1 protein-coding gene is annotated in these 243 nt (G+C 39.9%); it reads right to left on the bottom strand.

What is annotated here, in order from left to right:
- The coding region (locus A1D25_RS01930; RefSeq protein ID WP_157394032.1) for a hypothetical protein at positions 1 to 243 on the bottom strand (243 nt) is incomplete at both ends.

Below are 243 nucleotides of genomic sequence, written 5' to 3'. Positions count from 1 at the left end.
CTCATCCTTCATTTCCTTCATTTCTGGAATCGACGGTTGTGACGGTGGTAGCATTGGTGCTTTTTCTCCCTTATCTTGGGCAGGCTTAACACAGTTACCATTGATACAGATATAGCCATCTTTTGATGCAGCATTACCATTGTTATTAACAATTGGTGCAGTAACAGTCACATTTTCTTTAGCTATCAAGTTACCTGTTTCAGTATTCGTGAAACTGTTCGTTGCATTCACGTCAATTGTACC

The sequence above is a fragment of the Ursidibacter arcticus genome, from assembly GCF_009761375.1.
Classification (GTDB): Bacteria; Pseudomonadota; Gammaproteobacteria; order Enterobacterales; family Pasteurellaceae; genus Ursidibacter; species Ursidibacter arcticus.
Note: the sequence above shows the minus strand (reverse complement) of the source record. Positions and strands in the feature narration are given on the sequence as shown.